The sequence below is a fragment of the Robertmurraya sp. FSL W8-0741 genome (assembly GCF_038004005.1).
Classification (GTDB): domain Bacteria; phylum Bacillota; class Bacilli; order Bacillales; family Cytobacillaceae; genus Robertmurraya; species Robertmurraya siralis.
Map to the genome: position 1 here is coordinate 1,739,558 of NZ_JBBOQG010000001.1, position 16,968 is coordinate 1,756,525.

Here is a 16,968-nt window from a genome sequence, read left to right on the forward strand (position 1 = left end):
TTTGGATTGTTTTCAAAGGTTGAGCGATTTATTAGATCAAGGAATAAGAAGGAGGATATAACATGTTTGTTTCATATAAATGGCTACAGGAATATGTAAATTTATCAGGAATTACACCTGATGAACTAGCAGAAAAAATTACGCGCAGTGGGATTGAAGTTGAAGGTGTCGAGGTACTGAATGAGGGATTGAAAGGTGTCGTTATCGGTCATGTCCTTGAGCGTGAACAACATCCAAATGCAGATAAGTTAAACAAGTGCTTAGTCGACATTGGGGAAGAGAACCCTGTGCAAATTATTTGCGGTGCACCAAACGTGGATAAAGGACAAAAGGTAGCAGTTGCTACGGTGGGAGCAGTGTTACCCGGAAATTTTAAAATCAAAAAAGCAAAGCTTCGTGGCGAAGAATCAAACGGTATGATCTGTTCCCTATCTGAATTAGGAATAGATGGGAAGTTAGTCGCAAAGGAATTTTCTGAAGGAATCTTTGTTTTTCCCAATGATGTAACGGTGGGGGAAGATGCCTTAGAAAAATTACAACGGGATGATCAAATTTTGGAGCTTGGCTTAACAGCAAATCGTGGAGACTGCTTAAGCATGCTTGGAGTGGCTTACGAAGTAGCGGCTATTTTAAACCGCGAAGTGAAGCTCCCAAATCCAACAGTGAAACCAATTGCGGAAAAGGCAACTGATTACATTTCTATTAAAGTAGAGGCAAATGAAGATAATCCGTTATATGTAGCGAAAGTCATAAAAAATGTGAAAATTGCTCCATCTCCATTATGGATGCAGGGAAGATTAATGGCAGCAGGTATTCGTCCGCATAATAATGTCGTTGATATTACGAATTATATTTTGCTTGAATATGGTCAGCCACTTCACGCTTTTGACTATGATCGTTTCGGTTCAAAAGAAATTCTTGTACGTCGGGCAAAAGCCGGTGAAAAAATTGTGACTCTTGATGCTGCGGAGAGAATTTTAACGGAAGATCACCTTGTTATTACTAATGGAATTGAACCAGTCGCTCTTGCAGGCGTTATGGGTGGTGCTAATTCAGAGGTCCAAGCAGATACGACTACCGTTTTGCTTGAATCTGCCTACTTTAAAGGAGAAACTGTTCGTAAAGCTTCAAAAGATCATGGGTTAAGAAGTGAAGCGAGCTCTCGTTTTGAAAAAGGTGTCGATCCAAATCGTGTTCGTGCGGCAGCGGAAAGAGCAGCTGAATTATTAGCATTATATGCGAGCGGTGAAGTACTAGAAGGAGAAGCTGTAGTGGATACCCTCCAGATTGATCCAGCTGTTATTTCGATTACGCTAGAAAAAATTAATCGAGTTCTTGGGACAGATATTTCTATTCAAGAGGTCAAAAGTATTTTTACTCGTCTTCAATTTGAAACAAGCGTCGATCATGAAACAATTACGGTGACCGTTCCTACTCGTCGTGGTGATATTACGATTGCAGAGGATTTAATTGAAGAAGTCGCTCGTCTCTATGGATATGATCATTTGCCGTCCACATTGCCGAGCGGTTCATCGACACCGGGTCATTTAACAGCATACCAGCAAAAGAGACGGGCGGTTCGTCGCTATTTAGAAGGAGCAGGATTGTATCAAGCGCTCACTTATTCCTTAACAAGTGAGGAGAAAGCGACTCAATTTGCACTTGAAATACGGGAGCCGATCAAACTTGCTATGCCGATGAGCGAGGACCGCAGCCACCTTCGATTAAGCATTATTCCACAATTATTGGAAGTAGTGAAATATAATGTGGCTCGTCAAAATGATCGTGTTGCTCTGTATGAGGCTGGCCCTGTTTTCTTAGCAAATGGTACGGAAGAACTTCCTGATGAAAAAGAACGTTTAGCAGGAGCGATTACAGGGGTGTGGGAACAGCATCAGTGGCAAGGAGAAAAGAAAGAAGTCGATTTCTTTGTTTTAAAAGGAATTTTAGAAGGATTGTTTGCAAAGCTTGGATTCGAGCAGAAGATTGAATATCGTCAAGCGATAGTTGAAGGGATGCATTCAGGCAGAACGGCTGAAGTTTATTTGGCTGGAGAGAAAATTGGCTTCGTCGGTCAACTTCATCCGACGCTTCAGAAGGAATACGATTTAAAAGAAACGTATGTGTTTGAGCTTTGCTTAGAAGCGATACTCTCTGAAGAGGTAGCTCCTTTACAGTATCAATCGATCCCACGTTACCCATCGATTACAAGGGATATTGCACTTGTTGTTGAAAAGGAAAAGGTAGCTGGTGAATTAGAAAGCATTATCGTTGAAGCTGGTGGAAAGTTGCTAAAGGATGTTCATGTGTTTGACTTATATGAAGGTGAACATATGGAACCTGGCAAGAAATCGATTGCATACTCTTTAAAATACTTTGATCCAGAGAAAACATTAACAGATGAAGAAGTCACAAAGGTACATGACAAAGTCTTAACAGCAGTGAAAGAAAAAGCTGGAGCTGTGTTGAGAGGATAAAAAAAGGTGGGGCATTCGCAAGTGAATGCTCCACTTTTATATGAAGGGGAGTGCCAGTTCCGGAATTATTCGCATTTTTCCGGAATTATCATCAAAAATTCCGGAATTAGTCGTATTTTTTCGGAATTACCGTCAAAATTTCCAGAATTACCATTAAAAATTCCGGAATTAATTGATCCCCAGCACGAATTCCTTATAATAATTCTGCTGCTTTCGCGTTTAATGCAACTTGTTCCGGAGTTTTACATCCAGGAATGACCGTTGTGACAGCAGGATTTTCTAAACACCAGGCTAATGCCCAAGAAGCCATCGGCACTCCTTTTGGAACCTCTGTTTTTTGGATTTCTTCCACCTGTTTAAGAAGTTTTGTAGTTTCTTCTTCATTGTGTCTGGACCGCACATCATTAGCAGTAAAGCTAGCACCTGGTTTGTATTTTCCGCTTAAATAGCCGCTTGCAAGTGGTACTCTTGCTAATACACCTAAATTTTGCTCTTCGGCGGATGGGAATACTTTTTCCTCCGGCACCCTGTCTAAACGGTTGTATACGACTTGGATGGCTCTGATGTTGAGATCGCTTGCTTTTGTTGTTTGAAAAATGTTGTCATTTGTTTTTAAGGATAATCCTAGATGTCTAATTTTCCCTGCTTGTACCTGTTTATCAAGCATCGTCCATAATTGATCATTGTCAAATTCATCATCGCCGGGAGAGTGTGCTTGATATAAATCAATATAATCTGTTTTTAACGATTTCAGTGAAGCATCTAGCTGTTGTAAGACTTCGTTGGCGCTCCAATGTCTTGTTCGTTCAAAATTCCTTTGGAAATGATGGCCAAATTTTGTGGCAATCATCCAATCTTCACGATTGTGACGGTTTATGTAATCTCCGATGAAATTTTCTGAAAGATGATCTCCGTAACATTCTGCAGTATCAATGAAATTAATCCCAACTTCTTGAGCCTTGGCTAAAATGTGATCAACTTCCAATTGGTTAAAATTAATGCCCCATTCTCCGCCAAATTGCCATGTTCCAACTCCAATTACTGATACATTTAGGTCTGTTTTTCCTAAAGCTCTATATTTCACTATAATCACCTCTAAAAAATTTTATCTTACTCCCCCATTTTGTGAGGGGCAAAAATCTTAATTGCGAACGATTTTAAGGGCCTTTTCTGTATTAGCGAAGTGCAATTTGACGAACTTTGGTAATGCTTTTTCTCCTTTGTCCTTTATCAATCTTGCTGCGGCTTTGTCGACTGCCGGTCCGGCTCCTTTTGGAATAGTAAAACCTGCTTCTTTTGACAAGTTTTCAAAGTGTCGTACAAAGGCGTATCGGGCAATGATGGATGCAGCTGCAACGGCAAGGTGGACACCTTCAGCCTTTGTGCTAAAGAAGACATTTTCCTTATGGACGACAGACTGTCCTTTTAAATATTGATAATATATTTCTTTTTTAGCAAACTCATCAATAAGAATCGCTTCTGGTTTTTCAGGAGCTATTTTATCAAGAACATGGCCGATCGCTTGGTTATGTAATAGTGCTTTTATTTTCCCTTGGGACATCCCTTTTTGCTGTAATTGATTGTACTTTTCGTTGTGTAAAGTTAATAAGCTAAAGGGAATGATTTCTTTAATTTGCTTTGCAATTACTTCAATTGCATCGTCCTTCAGATTTTTGGAGTCCTTTACGCCCAATTCCTTTAATAATGGAATTTGCTCTTTCCGAACGTAGGCAGCAACGACGGTTATTGGTCCGAAGTAATCGCCAGTTCCAACTTCATCGGATCCGATTACGGATAAGCTTTCAAAATGAGGTGGAAGAATTCCAGAAGTTTTGGGTTTCGAGGAATCCTGTTTTTCAGCGGGGTTTCCCCATTTGCTTGCTTCTCCTTCACTGTTGCTGCCTTGAAAAAGAACTTTTCCTGACTTATAAGCTGTTATCGTGCACTGGGAAGCTTTGGCACAAAAAACGCTGCCTGGTGGATTTGCAGTGCTTAAGTAAGGCTCATAATGTTTCTTCATGGTAGCAATGTCACTTAAAGTTAATTTTAGTACGACCTGACTCATTTCATTTCTCCTAACTATTTTATAAAATTGGTGTAATGCCCATTAATATGAAATTGGTAAACCGCTTATTCAGCCTTCCAAAATCCGCTATCTTTAGACATGCTTAGACTTTTCACTCTAATAGGTTCATGTTATCATAGTGATTAGGATTCTATGAATAGGGGGCAACTAGCTTGTCAGAAGGACAGAAAACGCGCACAATGGTTGATATTTACGGTCAACAATATGTTATTATCGGCACTGAAGATTCACGCCATGTAAAGCTTATCGCTTCAATGGTTGACGAGAAAATGCGTGAAATTAGCTCCAAGAATCCTTCACTCGATATGAGCAAGCTTGCGGTATTAACAGCTGTCAATGCCGTTAACGACTATCTGAAAATGAAAGAACAGCTTGAACGATTAGAAGGTGAATTAAAAAGAGTAAAGGATTGAAGTATTCATGCTAGATCTCGCCATTTTTATTATATTATTATTTGGTTTTTTAGTAGGTTTAAGAAGAGGGTTTATTCTTCAGCTTATCCACGTAATTGGTTTTATCGTTGCTTTTGTCGTTGCTTATATGTATTATGATCAGCTCGCGCCGAAGCTTACCCTTTGGATTCCATACCCTAATTTTGGGAGTGACTCAGCTTTTCAATTATTACTTGACAACGGAAATTTAGAAGTAGCCTATTATCGTGCCATCTCGTTTGTCGGGATTTTTTTTGCGGCAAAAATTGTCATGCAAATTATCGGAAGTATGTTGGATTTTGTTGCTAACCTCCCTATTTTAAAAATGTTGAATGTTTGGGCTGGTGGACTACTGGGTTTTGTCGAAGTTTATCTTGTGCTATTTATTGTTCTTTACATATCAGCTCTCTTGCCGATTGAAGTTGTGCAAAATGCACTGGGGAACTCTGCACTTGCCAATATGATTGTAGAAAATACTCCATATTTTTCTAGTCAAATTAAAGAGCTATGGATTGACTATATCGCATCTTAAAACTTCTCTGTTTTAGAGAAGTTTTTTTAAGTCAGAGGGTGTATGAAAAGTGTTACAATGTAATAATTTGATCCTATTGACCGCTACAATATGAAAATGTTTCCATCTGCAAAATAAGGTAACAATAATTGTAACGGATTTAACGATACTTGTAAAACAAGGGCGATATTTTTAGGCTTGATTGTTGTTATAACGATATTTTCCTCAATTCGTGTGTAACCAAAATTTCATACACCATTCAGTATGACCAATATATAAAAATCCATTTTTAAGAGGTGATATGATGACTGTTAGTAAAAAGGATGTCATTCGATTGCTGGAAACGATCGCGGTTTATATGGAGCTAAAGGGAGAAAATCCTTTTAAAGTTTCAGCGTTTCGCAAGGCAGCGGCAGCGCTTGAAGTAGAGGAACAAACGATCGATGAAATAGAAGATTTTACAAAGCTGCAAGGGATCGGGAAGGGCACCGCCTCTGTAATTGAGGAATTTCTGCAGACAGGACAATCCGTCGTCCTGAAAGAATTGCAAGAGCAAGTGCCGAATGGACTTGTTCTCCTTCTGCAACTACCGGGTTTAGGTGGGAAAAAGATCGCTAAGCTTCATAAGGAGTTAGGGATCGAAAATGTTGACGATTTAAGGAAAGCATGCCTCGAGAAAAAGGTGAGAGCTCTAGCTGGTTTTGGACAGAAAACAGAGGAAAAAATATTGGCTGCCATAGCAAGTGTGGGAAACCAGCCAGACCGTCTTCCGCTCGCTTATATGCTGCCAATTGCCCAGCATCTTGAAGAGGAACTGGAAAAAATGCATGACGTGGAACGTTTTTCAAGAGCGGGGAGTATTCGCCGGGTAAGAGAAACGGTCAAAGATTTAGATTTTATTATATCAACTGCCAAACCATCAGCAGTTAAGGAACAACTACTAAAGTTTGAGAATATAAAGGAGATTGTTTCTGCTGGGGAAACAAAAGTATCGCTCATTCTTGATTACAGCTATGATGTTTCGGTTGATTTCCGTTTAGTCAAACCTGAGGAATTTGCCACCACACTCCATCATTTTACGGGCTCTAAGGATCATAATGTGCGCATGAGACAGCTTGCTAAAGAGCGTGGTGAAAAAATTAGCGAGTATGGTGTTGAAGTGGCTGAAACAGGTGAAATATTAACATTTAAGTCAGAGGCTGATTTTTATCAACATTTCAATCTGCCGCTAATTCCTCCGGAAATGAGGGAAGATGGGAAGGAAATCGAAAACTACTCTGAAGAACTAAATATTATTTCTATAGAGGACATTCAAGGTGATTTACATATGCATTCAACCTGGAGTGATGGGGCACATTCGATTGAGCAAATGATTAACGAGTGCCGTAAGCTCGGCTATAAGTATATGGCCATTACTGATCATTCGAAGTTTTTAAAGGTAGCGAATGGTTTAGATGAAGAGCGTCTAAGACGTCAACGGGAAGAAATTGCGAAATTAAATGAGAAATACGATGATATCACCATACTTGCTGGAGTGGAAATGGATATTCTTCCAGATGGCTCCCTTGACTTTGAAGATGACTTCCTCGAAGAGATGGACCTTGTGATTGCCTCCATTCATTCAGGTTTTTCCCAAACGAAGGAACAAATAATGAAGCGACTGATAAATGCATTAAACAATCAACATGTCGATATTATTGCCCATCCAACAGGGAGAAAAATCGGAATAAGGGAAGGATATTCAGTAGACATTGATTTCTTAGTTGAACTGGCTAAAGAAACAAATACTGCTTTGGAGCTTAATGCCAATCCAAATCGCCTTGATTTAAGTGCAGAGCACATTAAAAAAGCACAAGAAGCTGGTGTTAAAGTGGTGATTAATACGGACGCCCATAGGATGGAGACGCTGGAGCATATGAGCATTGGAGTTTCGACAGCCAAAAAAGGATGGATTAAACGAAGCAATGTCCTGAATGCATTAAGCTTGGACGAGCTGCTGCAATTTTTACACGAACGTTAAACAATATATTATACTAGCCTACTTGACTTCGATTGCGTAAAATGGAAATCGAGTAAAGGAAAAAGCTAACTTCATTTATATATTTCTTTTGCTTTGCCGCCCCAGACAAGCAAAAAAGGCAGTTATTCATGTTAGCAAAAATAAGAGAAGTTAAAGATTCAATACAAAACATTAAAAAATAAACAGCTTTGTTTAAAGAAAAGGGGGATTGTTCTCCATGCAACAGCGCGTTTTAAAGGTTTTAGAATTTCATAAAGTGAAAGAGCAGGTACTCGAGCTTGCTTCATCGTCTTTAGGAAGGCAGCTCGTGGAAGAGCTAAAGCCTTCAGCTGATTTTGAGACGGTTGTTAGAAGTCAAGAAGAGACGGATGAAGCCACTAATATTTTACGTTTAAAAGGAAATGTACCGTTAGGTGGCATTTATGATATAAGGCCCCATATTAAAAGAGCGGATATCGGTGGAATGCTTAGTCCTCAAGAACTGATGCAAATATCAAGCACGATCCATGCCAGCCGGATGATTAAGAAATTTATCAATGATTTGTTAGAGGAAGAACTATCACTACCATATCTTCATGAATTGACGAATGAGATAGTTGTATTAGCTGAATTAGAAGATGCGATTCGAATGGCTGTTGACGATAACGGAGTGATTTTGGATAGTGCCAGTGAATTGCTACGTTCTTTAAGAAACCAATTAAGGACGAAAGAAAATCGTGTTCGTGAGAGGTTAGAAAGTATGATTCGTTCTTCGAATGCGCAAAAGATGCTTTCTGATGCAATTGTCACCATTCGTAATGACCGTTTTGTTATTCCTGTTAAACAGGAGTATCGCGGCCATTACGGTGGAATTATTCATGATCAAAGTTCTTCCGGTCAAACATTATTTATTGAACCGCAGTCGATTGTTCAACTGAACAATGAGCTTCAAGAAATTCGGATCAAAGAACAGCAGGAAATAGAGCGTATTTTAATCGAATTATCTACCCGCGTTGCTGAATTCAATGTGGAGTTAAGACAGATTGTCGATGTTCTTGCACAAATTGATTTTATGTTTGCGAAGGCACGCTATGGGAACAAAATCAAAGCTTCTAAGCCGAAAATGAATAATGAGGGGCGGATAAATCTTGTTAAAGCAAGGCACCCATTAATTCCTGGAGATGAAGTAGTCGCAAACGATATTTACCTTGGTAAGGACTTTACTACCATTGTGATTACCGGACCAAATACTGGAGGAAAAACCGTTACGTTAAAAACAGTTGGCCTTTGTACGTTAATGGCGCAAGCTGGATTACAAATTCCGGCATTAGATGGTTCGGAAATGGCTGTTTTTGGATCGGTCTTCGCAGATATTGGCGATGAACAATCGATTGAGCAAAGTTTAAGTACTTTTTCCTCACATATGGTCAATATTGTTGATATTTTAAATGAAGTCGATTTTCAAAGCTTAGTTTTGTTTGATGAACTGGGAGCAGGAACAGACCCACAGGAGGGGGCTGCACTTGCCATTTCCATTTTAGATGAAGTGTACAAAAGCGGGGCAAGGGTCATTGCGACAACCCACTATCCTGAATTGAAAGCATATGGCTATAATCGAGAAGGGGTTACAAATGCTAGCGTGGAGTTCGATATTGAGACATTAAGTCCGACGTATAAGCTGCTTATCGGTGTGCCGGGGCGAAGCAATGCTTTTGAAATTTCAAAGCGTTTAGGTTTGAAGGAGGCTGTAATTGCGACGGCTAAATCATATATTAGTGCTGATTCGAATCAAGTGGAAGGGATGATCGCTGCCCTAGAGGAAAATCGTAGGCAGGCTGAGGCTGAACTTGAAGAAGCACATGGCTTATTAAGGGATGCAGAAAAGCTTCATCAAGATCTGCAGAAGCACATGGCTGAATATTATACTCGAAAAGAAACACTGGAAGAAAAAGCGAAAGAAAAGGCTCAAGAGATCATTGAAAAGGCGAAGGTAGAGTCAGAAGAAGTCATTCGCTCCTTGCGGAAAATGCAAATAGAGAAGCAGGCGGAAGTGAAGGAGCATGAACTGATTGAAGCAAAGAAACGGCTTGAGGAGGCAGTTCCAAAGACGAAACAGTCGAAAAAGGCAGCAGTTCAAAAGAACAGTACACATGTTTTCAAACCAGGCGACGAAGTAAAAGTAGTGAGTTTTGACCAAAAAGGCAATCTGATTGAACAGGTTTCCGATAAAGAATGGCAAGTTCAAATAGGCATTTTAAAAATGAAGGTCAATGAAGCAGATTTGCAATTTATAAAAAGTGAAAAAGCCGTACAGACACAACCAATGGCTACGATTAAAGGCAAGGATTTCCACGTTGGGTTAGAATTAGATTTAAGAGGCGAACGATTTGAGGATGCCCTTGTCCGCGTAGAAAAATATATTGATGATGCCCTTCTTGCAGGATATCCCCGTGTTTCAGTTATTCATGGAAAAGGAACCGGTGCCTTGAGACAGGGGGTCCAAGAATATTTGCGAAATCATCGTTCTGTGAAAAAGATTCGTTTTGGTGATGCTGGAGAAGGAGGAACTGGCGTTACAGTGGTTGAATTTAAATAAAAAATCTCTACTTCTAGTAGAATCTTAAATAATGGGGTGAGTTCAAGATGACCGGTTTTTGGGAGAATATTTATGTAGAAACTGCCGCTTATTTTAGTATTGTTATTTTATGTCTTATTGTGTTTTTAGCCATTTTTGAGCTTGTAACGAGGTATCGAAACTGGGAAGAAATTAAAAATGGGAATTTAGCAGTGGCAATGGCTACAGGAGGAAAAATTTTTGGGATTGTGAACGTATTTAGACATTCTATCTCACAACATGATACGTTATTTACGATGGTTGGCTGGGGAGCCTATGGTTTTTTAATGTTGTTGGTTGGATATTTTATTTTTGAATTTTTCACCCCAAAATTTAAAGTGGATGAAGAAATAGAAAAGGATAATCGAGCTGTCGGATTTATTTCTATGATGATTTCGATTAGTTTATCATTTGTAATTGGTGCGAATATCGCATAAGGAGCGAGTACATTTGGAGAAATTGGCAAAAATTCTTTTTGTTTTATGTGCTGTATTTGTTGTGATCGGGATTATTTATCTTTTATAGTCAACCTCGAGCCTATGGGACTTTCCTTCAAGTATTTCACCTTACCTAATGAGAGTGATCTTTCAACATGAAAACGTATCGCTATTTATATGACATTTTGTGAATTCAAATGGAACTCAATTTAGATCGCGAAGAACATGGGAAGAAGCCTTTTCCTCCTGAGAAATTTGAGAAAGAAGAATGGAAAGAGATTAAGGATGAGTGAGTGCCAAACTCGTTGATTGGAGCGGAAGGCGCTTGACTCCTGGGGGAATAGCGTGACAGCCGAGACCCCGCACGAGCATCCACGAGGAGGAGGCTCGGCGCACGCCCCCCGGAAAGCAAGCGTCTGGAGAGGAAATCAACGTTTTTAGCGCAATTCCAATCCAAAAATGACAAAATCCATCCATAGGGAGCCTTTTCGATGGATTTTGTTTTTTTCGTGATTGCAACTATGAACTTTATTTGTTGCGGCTTAGTTTTTTCACAAGCCTTCCTGCGGAACCAGGTGAAGCGTGAGCAACAGTCGGCCCAATCAGGTGGTTTTATTATCGTTTAAACAGGCATTTGGAAGGCGATGTTGAGTCGGAGAGAAAGCTCTTTCGATAACGCCTTGCAGGAACAAATCAAAACTTAATTGTTCCTGCAAGGTATTGTGCACTTTTGTTTTGCATTAATGGAAGTTATTAATTTCTTAGCGAAAATCAATAAGACACGATTGGCTAAACTGGCAAGCAATATTTGATTGTCACTGAAATGCTCCTATATTATAATTAATGATGAACAATTAGAATGTTCAAAAAATTATAAGAATGGGGGGGCTACTATGACTGATTTGAAACCGTGGCTAAAGTGCTATCCAGAAGAAATTCCACATACATTGACCTACTCAAATGAACCTGTCCAAAACTATTTAAAGAACACAGCTGAAAAAAATCCAAATAAAATAGCCATTCATTTCATGGGCAAGGAGATGACTTACCAGGAAGTGTACTCTGCATCACTTAAGTTTGCCGCTTATTTGCAAAGCTTAGGTATTGAGAAGGGCGATAGAGTTGCGATCATGCTGCCTAATTGTCCGCAATCTGTGATTAGTTATTATGGAATATTGTTCGCTGGCGGCATTGTTGTACAAACGAATCCGCTTTATATGGAAAGAGAAATTGAGTATCAAATGAATGATTCAGGCTCGAAAATGATTGTGACATTAGATATTCTTTATCCGCGCGTCACTAAGGTGATGCCGAAAACTGCTTTGCAGCATATAATTGTAACCGCTATCAAAGATTATTTGCCGTTTCCGAAAAACTTGGTTTATCCATATATTCAGAAGAAGCAGTACGGTTTTTCTGTCAATGTAAAGCATGAGGGAAACCAGCATCTATTTGCCGAAATATTGAGACAGCCTCAAAAAGCATTGCAGGAGCATGAGTTTGATTTTGAAGAGGATCTTGCTTTATTGCAATATACGGGGGGAACGACCGGTTTTCCGAAAGGGGTTATGCTCACTCATAAAAATCTAGCAGCAAATGCATCAATGTGTGAAGCGTGGCTGTATAAATGTAAAAAGGGTGAGGAAGTTGTTCTAGGATTTCTGCCATTTTTTCATGTGTATGGAATGACAACTGTATTGATTTTATCTGTAATGCAAGGAAATAAAATGGTTCTTTTACCAAAATTTGATATGGAAACTGCTTTAAAAACGATAGAAAAGCAGCGTCCTACTTTATTTCCTGGAGCTCCAACGATGTATATTGGCTTGTTGAATCACCCTGATTTACAAAAATATGATCTTTCATCCATTGATTCCTGTATTTCAGGTTCAGCACCGCTCCCTGTTGAGGTACAACAGAAATTCGAGGAAGTTACTGGAGGAAAGCTTGTTGAAGGATATGGCTTGACGGAAACCTCACCTGTCACCCATGCAAACTTTCTCTGGGATCGTCCACGCATAAAAGGGAGTATTGGTGTGCCATGGCCGGATACGGATGCTGCGATCTTTTCTCTAGAGACAGGGGAAAAGCTGCCAGCGGGAGAAATTGGGGAAATATGTATTAAAGGGCCGCAAGTTATGAAGGGTTACTGGAATCGTCCAGAAGAAACAGCACAAACGTTGAAGGATGGTTGGCTGTTAACAGGTGATCTTGGTTATATGGACGAGGACGGCTACTTTTACGTAGTCGATCGGAAAAAAGATATGATTATTGCAGGTGGTTTTAATATTTATCCAAGGGAAATAGAAGAGGTCTTATATGAACATCCAGATGTTGTAGAAGTAGTGGCAGCAGGAGTTCCAGATCCGTATCGAGGAGAGACGGTTAAAGCTTATGTTGTGTTAAAAGAAGGTGCGGATGTCTCAGAAGAGGAATTAGATCAATTTGCAAGAAAGCATTTAGCCTCATATAAGGTACCGAGAATATACGAATTTAGAAACGAATTGCCGAAAACGGCAGTAGGGAAAATTTTGCGCAGATCCTTAGTGGATGAAGAAAAGAAAAAATGGCAAGATGAAGAACAAATAAAGGCATAATGGAAAGGGAAAAACTTGTCCTTTTTTACTATAATAATCGGAAGATATTTTCTTGACATAAAGCAAATACACGTCTATCATAAAATTATGAATGATTATTCATTCATAATTTTCTTTTTTGAATTGGTAACTGAATCGATTATATCATGTGTTTAGATTATAAAGGTTAGAATCTGTGTGAAAATAAAGGTCAAAGCCCTTGTTCATAACATTTTTCCACTAGATGCTTAAAAAGCAATTTAAAAAATTGCTGCCTTAAGGTAAGGATAGATATCACAATGTTACATATGTCTGTGTTTCTTGGAAGGAGAGATCTCGTTGAAAAAGAATAAACCAAAATACAAACAAATTATAGATGCTGCTGTCATCGTGATTGCCGAGAACGGCTATCATCAGGCCCAAGTGTCCAAAATTGCGAAGCAGGCAGGGGTAGCAGATGGTACGATCTATTTATATTTTAAAAATAAAGAAGATATTCTCATCTCTCTCTTTCAAGAAAAAATGGGAAGCTTTGTCGAAAAAATTGAAGAGCAAATTGCAGGAAAGGCCACAGCGGCAGAGAAATTATTAATGATGGTAGAAACGCATTTTAAGATTCTATCCGAAGATCGCCATTTAGCCATTGTCACACAGCTAGAATTACGGCAATCCAACAAGGAGCTTCGCCTGAGGATTAATCAAGTATTAAAAGGGTATTTAAAAGTTATCGACCAAATATTATTGGAGGGTAAGGAAAATGGAGAGTTTGCTGCGGCCTTAAACTTAAGACTTGCCCGGCAAATGATTTTTGGAACAATGGATGAAACAGCGACAACATGGGTGATGAATGATTTGAAATATGATTTACAAGCGCTCGCAGCACCGGTTCACAAGCTGCTTCTAAATGGTTGTCGTGGGGAGCAATAATGGCAAAATATAAGGGGGAAGGTAAATGAACTATTTAAGTTGGTCAGATGAGCAAAATGTCGCGACGATTAAACTAAATCGTCCACCTGCCAATGCTTTGTCTTCAGAAGTCATTAAGGAACTAGCCGAGGTATTAAATGAATTAGAACAAAACGAAGAGATTCGGGTTGTTTTGATTCATGGTGAAGGGAGGTTTTTCTCTGCTGGAGCAGATATAAAGGAATTTACCTCAGTCCAGTCTGGAGAAGACTTTGCAAGGCTAGGAACAAATGGTCAGGAACTATTTGAACGAATGGAGACTTTTCCGAAGCCGATTATCGCTGCCATTCATGGTGCGGCTCTTGGCGGTGGGTTAGAGTTAGCAATGGCCTGTCATTTCAGGCTTGTGTCTGAAACCGCAAAATTAGGGTTGCCGGAATTACAGCTAGGAATTATTCCAGGGTTTGCAGGCTCTCAACGCCTGACTCGATATGTAGGAGCAGCGATGGCTGCTGAAATGATGTTTACAAGTGACCCGATTACAGGTAAAGAAGCAGTCCAATATGGTTTAGCCAATCATGCTTATCACGAAGATGAACTGTTGGAAAAGGCGCAGGCAATGGCGCAGAAAATTGCGAAGAAAAGTCCATTGTCTTTGAAAGCAACAATTGAACTGTTGAATTATTCGAAAACGAAGGAATTTTATCAAGGGGTTAAAAGAGAAGCTGAATTGTTTGGCGAAGTATTCCGCTCAGAAGATGCAAAAGAAGGAATTGCTGCCTTTCTTGAAAAAAGGAAGCCTGTATTTAAAGGTAGATAACTCATTTTATTTCACACTAAATTTTTTGAAAACATTTTCTATTCTATAATTTGAGAGCGTTAACAATTCGTATTGCGTTTAAGAGCTTGCATTCCAAGCCTCTTTAACATAGGAAAAAAGACTTAAACCGAATCATCTATCCGGAATATATTAGGAGGGAAAATCATGAACATCTTTGTATTAATGAAAAGAACGTTCGATACAGAAGAGAGAATTTCCATTGCTGGTGGCAAAATTAATGAGGATGGTGCCGAGTTCATCATCAATCCTTATGATGAGTATGCAATAGAAGAAGCAATTCAGATTCGCGATTCAAAAGGTGGAGAAGTGACAGTTGTTACGGTTGGGAATGAAGAAGCTGAAAAGCAATTGCGGACTGCATTAGCAATGGGTGCAGACAAGGGAGTACTGATCAATATTGAAGATGAGCTTGAAGATAGCGACCAGTATACAACAGCAAAAATTCTTGCAGAATATTTAAAAGATAAAGAGGCCGATTTAATCATTGGCGGAAATGTTGCGATTGACGGCGGTTCAGGTCAGGTTGGACCGCGTGTTGCAGAACTTCTTCAAATTCCATATGTAACGACCATTACAAAATTAGAAATAGATGGTTCGGAAGTGACTATTGTCCGGGATGTAGAAGGTGATTCAGAGGTCATTCAAACAAGCTTGCCTTTACTTGTCACAGCTCAACAAGGCTTAAATGAACCACGCTACCCATCTTTGCCAGGGATTATGAAGGCAAAGAAGAAACCTTTAGACGAGCTTGAACTGGATGATCTTGATTTGGAAGAGGATGACGTTGAAGCGAAGACTAAAACGATTGAAATTTTCTTACCAGCCGAGAAAGAAGCAGGGAGAGTTCTGGAAGGAGACCTTTCCGCCCAAGTGAAGGAATTAGTGGATCTTCTTCATAATGAGGCAAAAGTAGTTTGAGTTTAAGAAGCGTGTGCGAATTAAATAAAGACCTTGTAAAAAAATTATGATGTTAATCTCTGAATCTATTACACAGGAGGAATCGAAATGGCTAGAAAAGTTTTAGTGTTAGGTGAAGTCCGTGACGGACAATTGCGTAACGTATCGCATGAAGCAATTTCCGCTGCCAAGACAGTCGCTGAAGGCGGCGAAGTGGTCGGTGTTTTACTGGGGGATTCAGTTCAGCCTCTAGCTGAAGAATTAATAAAAAATGGTGCGGACAAAGTCGTTGTCGTTGAAAATGAAAAATTGGCCCATTATACATCAGATGGATATGCTCAAGGGTTATTAGCTGTTATCGAAGAAGAGCAGCCTCAAGGGCTTATTATCGGTCATACATCTTTAGGGAAGGACCTCTCACCGAAAATTGCGAGCAAACTTCATTCGGGATTAATTTCGGACGTCACAAGCATTGAAGTAACAGGTGGAAATATTGTCTTTACTCGTCCAATTTATTCAGGAAAGGCCTTTGAAAAGAAAATTGTGACAGATGGTTTGATATTTGCAACCATTCGTCCGAATAATATTGCTCCAATAGAGAAGGATGAATCGAGAACAGGAGAAGTTTCTACTCTAGCGGTTGATATTAAAGACTTGCGAACAATTATCAAAGAGGTTGTTAGAAAAGCAACTGAAGGGGTTGATCTTTCTGAAGCGAAAGTGGTTGTCGCTGGGGGCCGAGGAGTTAAAAGTGAAGAAGGATTTGAACCGCTAAAAGAACTTGCAAATGTGCTTGGTGGAGCTGTTGGCGCATCTCGAGGTGCATGTGACGCAGAGTATTGCGACTATTCATTGCAAATCGGTCAAACGGGTAAAGTTGTAACACCTGATCTTTATATTGCTTGTGGAATTTCTGGAGCGATTCAACATTTAGCAGGCATGTCCAATTCAAAAGTCATCGTGGCGATTAATAAAGATCCAGAAGCAAATATCTTTAATGTTGCAGATTATGGTATTGTTGGGGACTTGTTTGAAGTTGTTCCAATGCTGACAGAAGAATTCAAGAAATTGAAAGTGAATGCCTAAATAATGAAACGAGCGGTGTATGAAACCGCTCGTTTCATTTATATAGGTGGATGTGAAGGACAGCATGAATAGATGCGAGATTTATGGGAAAATTACTTTCGAACAAA

The 16,968-nt window shown here is 39.5% G+C and carries 14 protein-coding genes; 12 read left to right on the forward strand and 2 right to left on the reverse strand.

From position 1 onward, the window contains the following. The first annotated feature begins 62 nt into the window (after positions 1-62). A complete protein-coding gene (gene pheT, locus NST02_RS08425; protein WP_340948696.1) occupies positions 63-2,477 on the forward strand; it encodes a phenylalanine--tRNA ligase subunit beta in 2,415 nt (804 codons plus the stop codon). Between the two features lie 193 nt (positions 2,478-2,670). On the opposite strand, the gene NST02_RS08430 is transcribed toward pheT, so the two are convergent. Together NST02_RS08430 and rnhC are read right to left on the reverse strand one after the other, a co-directional pair. Then, positions 2,671-3,561 (reverse strand): aldo/keto reductase, encoded by an 891-nt coding sequence (locus NST02_RS08430; RefSeq protein WP_095307778.1) that lies wholly within the window; start codon positions 3,559-3,561, stop codon positions 2,671-2,673. A gap of 57 nt (positions 3,562-3,618) precedes the next feature. Continuing rightward, positions 3,619-4,542: a ribonuclease HIII gene (gene rnhC, locus NST02_RS08435; protein WP_095307776.1), complete on the reverse strand. Its 924-nt coding sequence runs from the start codon at positions 4,540-4,542 to the stop codon at positions 3,619-3,621. 173 nt (positions 4,543-4,715) lie between these two features. Between rnhC and zapA the strand changes: the two genes are divergently transcribed. The 11 genes from zapA (at position 4,716) to NST02_RS08490 (ending at position 16,861) form a co-directional block, all read left to right on the forward strand. Further along, positions 4,716-4,976: a cell division protein ZapA gene (gene zapA, locus NST02_RS08440; RefSeq protein ID WP_095307774.1), complete on the forward strand. Its 261-nt coding sequence runs from the start codon at positions 4,716-4,718 to the stop codon at positions 4,974-4,976. Positions 4,977-4,983: 7 nt separating this feature from the next. Then, positions 4,984-5,526, forward strand: a complete 543-nt coding sequence (locus NST02_RS08445; RefSeq protein ID WP_095307772.1) for a CvpA family protein — start codon at positions 4,984-4,986, stop codon at positions 5,524-5,526. Between the two features lie 283 nt (positions 5,527-5,809). Next, positions 5,810-7,525, forward strand: coding sequence for a DNA polymerase/3'-5' exonuclease PolX (gene polX / locus NST02_RS08450; RefSeq protein WP_340950002.1), 1,716 nt, complete (start codon positions 5,810-5,812; stop codon positions 7,523-7,525). A 217-nt stretch (positions 7,526-7,742) separates the two neighbouring features. Further along, positions 7,743-10,100 carry an endonuclease MutS2 gene (locus tag NST02_RS08455; protein WP_340948699.1) on the forward strand — a complete coding sequence of 786 codons (2,358 nt, stop codon included), beginning with the start codon at positions 7,743-7,745 and terminating at the stop codon, positions 10,098-10,100. Between the two features lie 47 nt (positions 10,101-10,147). After that, entirely contained in the window at positions 10,148-10,555 is a 408-nt protein-coding gene (locus NST02_RS08460) for a DUF350 domain-containing protein (RefSeq protein WP_095307766.1), read from the forward strand. A gap of 491 nt (positions 10,556-11,046) precedes the next feature. Further along, on the forward strand, positions 11,047-11,181 hold the full coding sequence (locus NST02_RS08465; protein ID WP_268951593.1) for a hypothetical protein: 135 nt from the start codon (positions 11,047-11,049) through the stop codon (positions 11,179-11,181). Positions 11,182-11,448: 267 nt separating this feature from the next. Next, positions 11,449-13,152 (forward strand): long-chain-fatty-acid--CoA ligase, encoded by a 1,704-nt coding sequence (locus NST02_RS08470; protein WP_340948700.1) that lies wholly within the window; start codon positions 11,449-11,451, stop codon positions 13,150-13,152. A gap of 318 nt (positions 13,153-13,470) precedes the next feature. Further along, on the forward strand, positions 13,471-14,058 hold the full coding sequence (locus tag NST02_RS08475; protein WP_095307740.1) for a TetR/AcrR family transcriptional regulator: 588 nt from the start codon (positions 13,471-13,473) through the stop codon (positions 14,056-14,058). 25 nt (positions 14,059-14,083) lie between these two features. Then, a complete protein-coding gene (locus tag NST02_RS08480) occupies positions 14,084-14,857 on the forward strand; it encodes an enoyl-CoA hydratase (protein WP_095307737.1) in 774 nt (257 codons plus the stop codon). 165 nt (positions 14,858-15,022) lie between these two features. After that, positions 15,023-15,796: an electron transfer flavoprotein subunit beta/FixA family protein gene (locus tag NST02_RS08485; RefSeq protein WP_095307734.1), complete on the forward strand. Its 774-nt coding sequence runs from the start codon at positions 15,023-15,025 to the stop codon at positions 15,794-15,796. An 87-nt stretch (positions 15,797-15,883) separates the two neighbouring features. Further along, positions 15,884-16,861 (forward strand): electron transfer flavoprotein subunit alpha/FixB family protein, encoded by a 978-nt coding sequence (locus NST02_RS08490; RefSeq protein ID WP_095307728.1) that lies wholly within the window; start codon positions 15,884-15,886, stop codon positions 16,859-16,861. Positions 16,862-16,968: the final 107 nt, after the last annotated feature.